Source organism: Acinetobacter sp. YH12208 (genome assembly GCF_013418055.1).
In the GTDB taxonomy this organism is placed as follows: Bacteria; Pseudomonadota; Gammaproteobacteria; order Pseudomonadales; family Moraxellaceae; genus Acinetobacter; species Acinetobacter pseudolwoffii.
In genome coordinates this window covers 21,372-28,888 of record NZ_VPCT01000021.1, presented here as the reverse complement: position 1 = coordinate 28,888, position 7,517 = coordinate 21,372, and the positions used below count along the sequence as shown (strand labels likewise).

The window sequence follows — 7,517 nt, the reverse complement described above, 5'->3', positions numbered from 1 at the left end:
AGAAAGTAACTTAGACCAGTGTTGATCATTCAGCATTGTACGAGGCATAGCGAGAAGTAAATTTGGTTTGGCGATTAAATTTTACTTTCTCGCTATTTTTTTGAACAGAAAATGTCAACAGACCCTAGAATAAATAAAATAAATTATAAGGATTATTATTAGTATCAAGTATTTTTTCATTCTTTCATCCGTAGATTCAAATACCAAGTGCAACGCATTTTTAGCTATTAATCCTAAAGCTTTCCTAAAATTAACATAATACACGTTATACGAAACTGAAAAATTAATTATATCAACTTGATTTTTATGTATTTTTAAAAATTTAAAGCCTAGACCTGAGTCTAGGCTTTTTTGATTTCGTATAACAGCCTATTATATTAAATAGGTCAATTACTAATGCTCTTTCTTTAAGTAAGGTTGTGGCTCTTTAAATCTAGGATCTATAAGTTTTTTCATTTCTTTTTGTTTTTCTTTTTCAATAGCCTCAATTTTAGTAGCTTCTAAATATTCATCACTTTTAATTTCTTCGGCAAGTAACCCAATATATAAAGCATTAGCTTTTTCTATTGATCCTTCCGATTTAGAGAGGGCCATAGCCCACAGGCCAGGTCGTTTATTGCCAGTTGAGAACTCAGTAAGAGCTAATTCATAGAATATTTGCTCATTTTTTTTATGGAGTATAATCTTTTCCTTAATTTTCTTAAAAATCATTGGATTATTTCCTTAAATATTATCTTAAATATTATCTTAAATATATATTCTCATAGAATATTTTGACATGCTCTAACTGAATCAAAAAATATTTTTTATCGCCTTTTTAAGAGACATTAATTTTAAATTTTTCTAAAATTAACATAATACACCTTATACGAAGTTAAAAATGGGAGCTATAGGCCCCCATTTTTATTGTTAAACATTGAATCCTATATGTTTTCCTGTTGGAAGCTCTACATCAATACGGAGCTTCCCTCCCATTGCCTCAACATACTTTTTCATGGTTGAAATCTTAAGATCATTGCCACGATTTTCTATTGCTGAAAGCGATGGCTGTTTTATTCCCAAAGTTTCAGCAAGCTCTTTTTGAGAAATTTCGAGTTCTTCACGAATAAGATGAAGCTGATTTTCTAGCAGTAATTCATCAGCCATTTTTTGAATACGGGCTTGGCTCTCTGGAGAGCGGCTAGCTAACAATTCTTGCAGAGTCTTAGCCATTAGATTTATCTCCTAGGGTGGTGAGATGAAGTTGGTATTGTTCATCTGCAATATCAAGCATGTCTTGGTAAAAACGCTTTTTACCGCCTTTATCAGCAATACATAGAACAATAGCCTGTCGTAAGGGATCAAATGCGAAGAAAGCTCTTAAGGGCCTACCGCGATGTTGAACACGCAGTTCTTTCATATTGGTAAATTTAGACTCATACACAGTATCTACTAAAGGACGGCCTAAACTCGGTCCCTGCTGCTGTAGAACAACCAGGGCAGCTAGGACCTTCTCTTGTGTCGATTCATCTTGCTGTTCAAGCCACTGATTAAATAGATCTGTCGTAATGACTGTCCACATACTACAACCAAAATATAGATTATAGTCTATATTTTAGGGGTATTATGCTTGTTTTGCAAATGAGAAAAGATAGGCAATAAAAAACCCCAGCATCCTGCCGGGGTTTCTCATATTGGGTTGCTAGGTATGACTCCTGTCTTACCTCACGCTCCTGGTGCGATCTTTCTTATTCTTGTTGTTTGGAACATCCTGTTCTCTATGACTTCATCATAGGAAAATTCACCTATCCTGGATAGCCGCAAAGGGCCGAGTTTTATGTGAGCCAAAGCGTACAAAATAGCCTAAATTTCATCCACAGTAATTGGGGATAGTTTTCGCCCTGGAAGAGCTGAGAACATTGGGAAAATGCCAAAATTGAGCATTTTTTAGACGATTTTATTGGCGAAAGATTACAAATCTGCTTAAAAAACACACGAGTTGTTAAAACGTGTGTTTTTTGATCTTGAAGGTTGTGTGTTTTTTGTCTTAAACCTTTGATAAATAATATTATTTAAAATCGCATTTCGTATAACGCCCATTATGTTAAATGGGAGGGAGGGAGCAAAATAAGTTAACATTTTGCTTCCGGCCACATTAAGCTAGAGTTTTATTTAAATAAAGCTATTTAGTAATCATTAAATTAATTAAAATCTAAATCTAACACCAGCTCCATATAACCAACCTTTCTCAGAGTTTGATTCTATTTGCCACGACGTTTCATCATTACCTTTTGAATACTCATAGGCAATGTCGATATACGGCATGATCTTTTTACTGATTTCATAGCGAGTTTCAAGCCCTGCGGTTGCACTGCTTAAACCAGTTTTTTTCGCATATTTAGAGTCATCACTAAAGATCGCATCCAACTCTAAATAAGTTTGAATAATCAACTTTTGCGTAATCAGAAAATCACGTTCCGTTTCTAGACTAAAACCCGCATAACTGTCTTCTCCTGCATAGAGATAAGCATCAGTTTCAAAGAAATATGGTGCCATACCATGTAAGCCAATCACTGCATCAACATTTTCTTCGGTGTCTTTGCGATGATCATCGAGTTCAACTTTTTCACTGCGATAACGTGCACCAATCTGTGCATCCCAAAAGTCTGAAATCATACGGCTATATAAAAGTTTGGCATCATAATGTGCATCATGCGATTCTTCTTTATCGGCATGAACTTTAATAAAAACCTTATTTTCATCTGTGCCAATACGGGTTTCAAACTCTGACTTTAAACCGCCTGTGCCATCTTCATTGACAAACCACTTATTATCCACCGTCGTAATCGCATAAATTTGCGCACCGTGTTCTGAGCGATGATCATAATGCGAACTCTGCTGAGTATTCGCATCTGGTACATGATGTAAATGATTAACCGTAGATGTTGCCTGATGTTGTGCATGATTCATCTGACCATGGTTCATTTTCCCCATCATCTGCATGTGTTGTGCATGCTCTTGTGCAGAATGTTGTGAATGATTCATCTCAGACATGGCTTGATGATTCATTGATGGCATATTTTTCCCATTATTCTGAGTAGTTGAATGATGCCCTTCGTGCGCCACACTTAAGGTCGTTAAACTCAATACCGCAACAGAAAAAATCGCTTTCAATACAAAATTAGTGATGTGCATGTTCAGCTCCTTTTTGCTCAGTTACTTGTTGAGTTTGAGTCGAATTTGTACCTTGAATTGGCATTGTAGATACTTGTTCATCGCTAACATTCGCCACGATTAACTTGTTCATCATCCCCGCACTCATGTGATACAACAAATGACAATGGATTGCCCATTCACCCAATTCATCCGCAGTTAATAAAGCCGTAACTGTTTTACCCGGTGGTACGATCAATGTGTGTTTATTTGGCATATCTACCGACTCTTGACCATTCTCCAACTGCATAAACATACCGTGTAAATGCATCGGGTGCGCCATCATACTGTCATTAATAAATTTGATACGGATACGCTCGCCATATTTCACTTTTAACGGCTCAGCATCACTAAATTTTTTACCGTTAATGGTCCAAATATAACGTTCCATAGTACCGCCCAAACGCACGACCAATTCACTGCTGGCTTCACGAGTATCTTTTTGCGGCTCTAATGATTTTAAATCGCTATATTGCAAGGCTTTATTACCTGCAGGTGTAGAGGCATTTGCCCAACCATAAACCACTTGATCATTTTTTTGCGGTTTTACTGCGCTATGCTGTGAATGATCCGTGCCTTTCATATCGCCATGGTTCATTTTCGAATGATCCATTCCTGAATGATCACCACCACCATGTCCCATATCTTCCATAGTCGGTTTTACTGCGCTATGCTGTGAATGATCCGTGCCTTTCATATCGCCATGGTTCATTTTCGAATGATCCATTCCTGAATGATCACCACCACCATGTCCCATATCTTCCATAGTCAAAAGCGAGCGTGGACGTGGCTGAGGCATATGAATGCCGTGTGTCACAGGATTTAGTTCATTGTGTAGCGTACCAATCGCATAACCTGAACGGTCAATTGACTCAGCTTCAATTTGATAATGTCCACCTTTTGGCTCCACAATCACATCATAAGTTTCAGCCGTACCAATACGGAATTCATCTACAGAAATGGGTTTCACAGGCTGACCATCAGCACTAACCACAGTCATTTTCAAGTTAGGAATACGGACATCGTAGAAAGACATCGCAGATGCATTCACAAAACGTAGGCGAATTTTTTCATTCGGTTTAAACATTCCTGTCCAATTTTGTTCAGGTGTTTTGCCATTAATGAGGAAGGTATAACCTGTAACATCCGACATGTCGGTTTTTAGCATACGCATCTGATTCCACATTTTGCGGTCAGACCATGTCGCTTTTATGCCATCACGTTTAACCTGCTTCCAAACATCACCCAAGGTTTCACGCTGATCTTGATAATATTCAGCTGAAATTTTAAGATCTTTCTGAATTTGATCACTGGTTTTTTCATGAAAATCTGACAACATCACCACATAGTCACGTTCAGCTTTTTCATGTGCTGCCAATGGTGTTTTACCTTTTGGATAAATCACAAAAGAACCATATAAGCCGTCTTGTTCCTGTCCTTTAGAATGAGCGTGATACCAATAAGTCCCGCTTTGGCGAATCTTGAATTTATAAACATACTCGCTTTGAGGCTTAATACCGTTAAAACCATTAAATCCTGGTACACCATCCATAATGCCCGGCAACAACAGTCCGTGCCAATGAATAGAAGAATCTTGGTTTTTTAAATTATTTTTCACGCGAATGATGGCTTCATCACCCTCTTCAAACTCAAGCAAAGGCGCAGGAAATTGACCATTTACGGTAATGCGCTTTACAGGCTTTCCAGTTGGGCTGACCACTGCTTCATCAATAACAAGCTGATATTCACGCACTTCGGCAAAAACCAAAGGCGACGATGCAAAACAAATACCTGCTAATAGGTACGAACTAATTTTATGAGACATAACTTAACCTTAATTTTTGAAAAATAAATAAATTTTAAAAAAAATTGGTTAAGTTTTAGGAGGACGTGAAATTTCTTGCCAATACCCATTTAGATATTGGTTGAGGTAATAAAAATTAGGCTGATCTATAGAATAGAAGGTATCTAGGGGATCTAGCGAGCTTTGCAAAGAATGAAGACATGAGATCTGTGTCTGGCAGGATAAGCTAGAACATTCCTGACACTTTTTGTGATCTATATTCTGATTAATAGCTAAATGATTATGGCAATCGGTATTCGTCTGTACTTCGTGATTAATAGCTAAATGATTATGGCAATCGGTATTCGTCTGTACTTCGTGATTAATACCATGTTGAGTGACTTGCTGTGCTTGATCTAAACAATGATCTTGGCTCATTTCAGTTTGCATATTGATATGCATTATCTTTACTGATGCAACAGACACACTACTCCATCCTATGGCAAAAACCATAAGAAAACAAAACCAAAGTTTTTTGGAGAGATGAGTCAACACGAATGCTATCTAGGAATAGAATTTAATCCAATATATCTTAACGGAATTTCAACTATTTACAACTCAATATAATTTAGTAGTTTCTCTAAAATTAACATAATACACCTTATACGAAACGTGTTTGTTAGAACCCATTTAAAGTGTCTATATTCTCACCAATAAAAATGTCTGGTTTATGATGGTTTTTATCACCATGGACTGGATATAAAATATAGATGCTGATCACTATGTCTGACAAAGAAATTCAACGTCTTGCAGTTCTGCAAGACGTTCGAGATCATCGTATTACCCAAGTCCGTGCTGCTGAAATCCTGAATCTTTCCACCCGTCAAATTACCCGGTTATTGCAGAAGCTCAATCAAGATGGTGTTTCAGGCATGACGCATGCCAGTCGTGGTCAACCGGGTCATCGTCGCCATGACGTTCTGTTAAAATCAGAATGTCTTTCCATTATTTCTGAACATCTGCTGGGCTTTGGACCTACCTTGGCGCATGAGAAGCTCAGCAGCATGTTTGACCTGAATATCCCGGTAGAAACGGTTCGGCGCTGGATGACTGCAAATGACCTTTGGATTCCGCGATCCAAACGTCTAAAACGCCCATACCAGCCACGCTATAACCGTGATTGCTTCGGTGAGCTGATCCAGATTGATGGCTCATATCATGACTGGTTTGAAGGAAGAGCCACCAAATGCTGTTTGCTGGTTTATATCGATGATGCTACCGGCAAGCTGTTGCATCTACGCTTTTGTGAGGCTGAAACGACCTTCGACTATATGCTTTCAACCCGAGCCTACATTGAACAATACGGTAAGCCTCTGGCCTTTTATAGCGATAAACACTCGGTATTTAGAGTCAACCAGAAATCCAGGCAAGACAGCCAGATCACGCAATTTGGGCGGATTCTGAATGAGTTAAACATTGATATTATCTTCGCCAATTCACCCCAGGCCAAAGGTCGCGTAGAGCGAGCGAATAGAACCCTTCAGGACCGTTTGATCAAGGAGATGCGCCTGGAAGGCATCTGTTCGATTGCAGAAGCAAATGCCTGGTTGCCCTGCTTTATTGAGCAGTTCAATCAGAAGTTCGCCAAATGTGCGCGAAACTCAAAGAACCTGCATCGACCATTAACCGAATCTGATCTTGAACTGGATGATATTTTTACCTGGCAGGAACCGCGTAAGGTCACCAAGAATCTGACTCTGACCTATGACAAGTGTATTTATATGCTTGAACCGACAGAGCTGAATCATAAGCTTGCTGGGCAATACATTTCATTTCTGGAGTACCCGGATGGAACTATCGCCATCATGTATGAGGGACGGAAGATCTATTATAGCGTCTTCAATAAACTGGCTGGACTACAGCAAAATGCAGTGGTTGAGAATAAAAGATTAGGTTCGGTTCTGGCCCATATCCAGCAACAGCATGAAGCATTGGAAAAACAGAATAAACGTTCCCGCCTCAAGAAAAGTATGCCGAGTCGTAAAGCTCAGAAAGCTGTTATTGAACAAAGAAATTTAAATCCTGTGCTTGACTCTTGTGGTTAAAAACAGGACATTTTAAATGGTTTATCGCATAGACATTTTAATTGGTGAATAACAACACTTGTATATTAATATCAATAACTTAAAAATTTCACACTGATCACAAAATGCCCAAAAATCCGATTTTGAAACAAGTCGGCTTAAAAATGATCAATTTTGGCATTTTCCGAATGTTATCAACTCTTCCAGGGTAAAAACTATCCCCAATTTCTGTGGATGAAATTTAGGCTATTTTGTAGGCCTAGGCTTACGTGAATCTCGGCCCTTTGCTGCTATGCGGCATACTGGAATTTTCATATTATTGAATGGTCAGGAACAGGAAGTTCCATATAATAAAAAATAAGCACCAGGATGGCGCTATATAAGACATGCAAGAGCACAAAGACCTAATGTTCCAATAAAAAACCCCGGCAGGATGCCGGGGTTTTTTATTTGTATAA

7 protein-coding genes are annotated in these 7,517 nt (G+C 38.4%); 1 reads left to right on the top strand and 6 read right to left on the bottom strand.

The genetic code is table 11. From position 1 onward, the window contains the following. Nucleotides 1-393: 393 nt before the first annotated feature. The 6 genes from FTU95_RS13760 to FTU95_RS13735 all read right to left on the bottom strand — a co-directional run bounded on the left by FTU95_RS13760 (nt 394) and on the right by FTU95_RS13735 (nt 5,461). Entirely contained in the window at nt 394-711 is a 318-nt protein-coding gene (locus FTU95_RS13760) for a hypothetical protein (protein ID WP_159516741.1), read from the bottom strand. A gap of 198 nt (nt 712-909) precedes the next feature. Next, nucleotides 910-1,212: a helix-turn-helix domain-containing protein gene (locus FTU95_RS13755; RefSeq protein ID WP_001140620.1), complete on the bottom strand. Its 303-nt coding sequence runs from the start codon at nt 1,210-1,212 to the stop codon at nt 910-912. Further along, a complete protein-coding gene (locus FTU95_RS13750) occupies nt 1,205-1,561 on the bottom strand; it encodes a type II toxin-antitoxin system RelE/ParE family toxin (RefSeq protein ID WP_159516740.1) in 357 nt (118 codons plus the stop codon). Before FTU95_RS13750 ends, FTU95_RS13755 begins: the two co-directional genes overlap by 8 nt. A gap of 623 nt (nt 1,562-2,184) precedes the next feature. Beyond that, nucleotides 2,185-3,174, bottom strand: a complete 990-nt coding sequence (locus FTU95_RS13745; RefSeq protein ID WP_005093385.1) for a copper resistance protein B — start codon at nt 3,172-3,174, stop codon at nt 2,185-2,187. Then, nucleotides 3,161-5,017, bottom strand: coding sequence for a copper resistance system multicopper oxidase (locus FTU95_RS13740; RefSeq protein ID WP_159138998.1), 1,857 nt, complete (start codon nt 5,015-5,017; stop codon nt 3,161-3,163). Before FTU95_RS13740 ends, FTU95_RS13745 begins: the two co-directional genes overlap by 14 nt. Nucleotides 5,018-5,065: 48 nt before the next feature. After that, a complete protein-coding gene (locus tag FTU95_RS13735) occupies nt 5,066-5,461 on the bottom strand; it encodes a hypothetical protein (RefSeq protein ID WP_005093388.1) in 396 nt (131 codons plus the stop codon). 284 nt (nt 5,462-5,745) lie between these two features. Here FTU95_RS13735 and FTU95_RS13730 point away from each other — a divergent pair, with 284 nt between their 5' ends. Next, the gene (locus FTU95_RS13730; protein ID WP_180078802.1) at nt 5,746-7,080 is read left to right on the top strand and encodes an ISNCY family transposase; all 1,335 of its coding nucleotides are present in this window, start codon (nt 5,746-5,748) and stop codon (nt 7,078-7,080) included. Nucleotides 7,081-7,517: the final 437 nt, after the last annotated feature.

Bases quoted from the DNA above. Each gene is read 5' to 3' on its own strand.
- FTU95_RS13745 (WP_005093385.1), bottom strand. From the start codon at position 3,174: ATGCACATCACTAATTTTGTATTGAAAGCGATTTTTTCTGTTGCGGTA.
- FTU95_RS13750 (WP_159516740.1), bottom strand. From the start codon at position 1,561: ATGTGGACAGTCATTACGACAGATCTATTTAATCAGTGGCTTGAACAG.
- FTU95_RS13740 (WP_159138998.1), bottom strand. From the start codon at position 5,017: ATGTCTCATAAAATTAGTTCGTACCTATTAGCAGGTATTTGTTTTGCA.
- FTU95_RS13755 (WP_001140620.1), bottom strand. From the start codon at position 1,212: ATGGCTAAGACTCTGCAAGAATTGTTAGCTAGCCGCTCTCCAGAGAGC.
- FTU95_RS13760 (WP_159516741.1), bottom strand. From the start codon at position 711: ATGATTTTTAAGAAAATTAAGGAAAAGATTATACTCCATAAAAAAAAT.
- FTU95_RS13730 (WP_180078802.1), top strand. From the start codon at position 5,746: ATGCTGATCACTATGTCTGACAAAGAAATTCAACGTCTTGCAGTTCTG.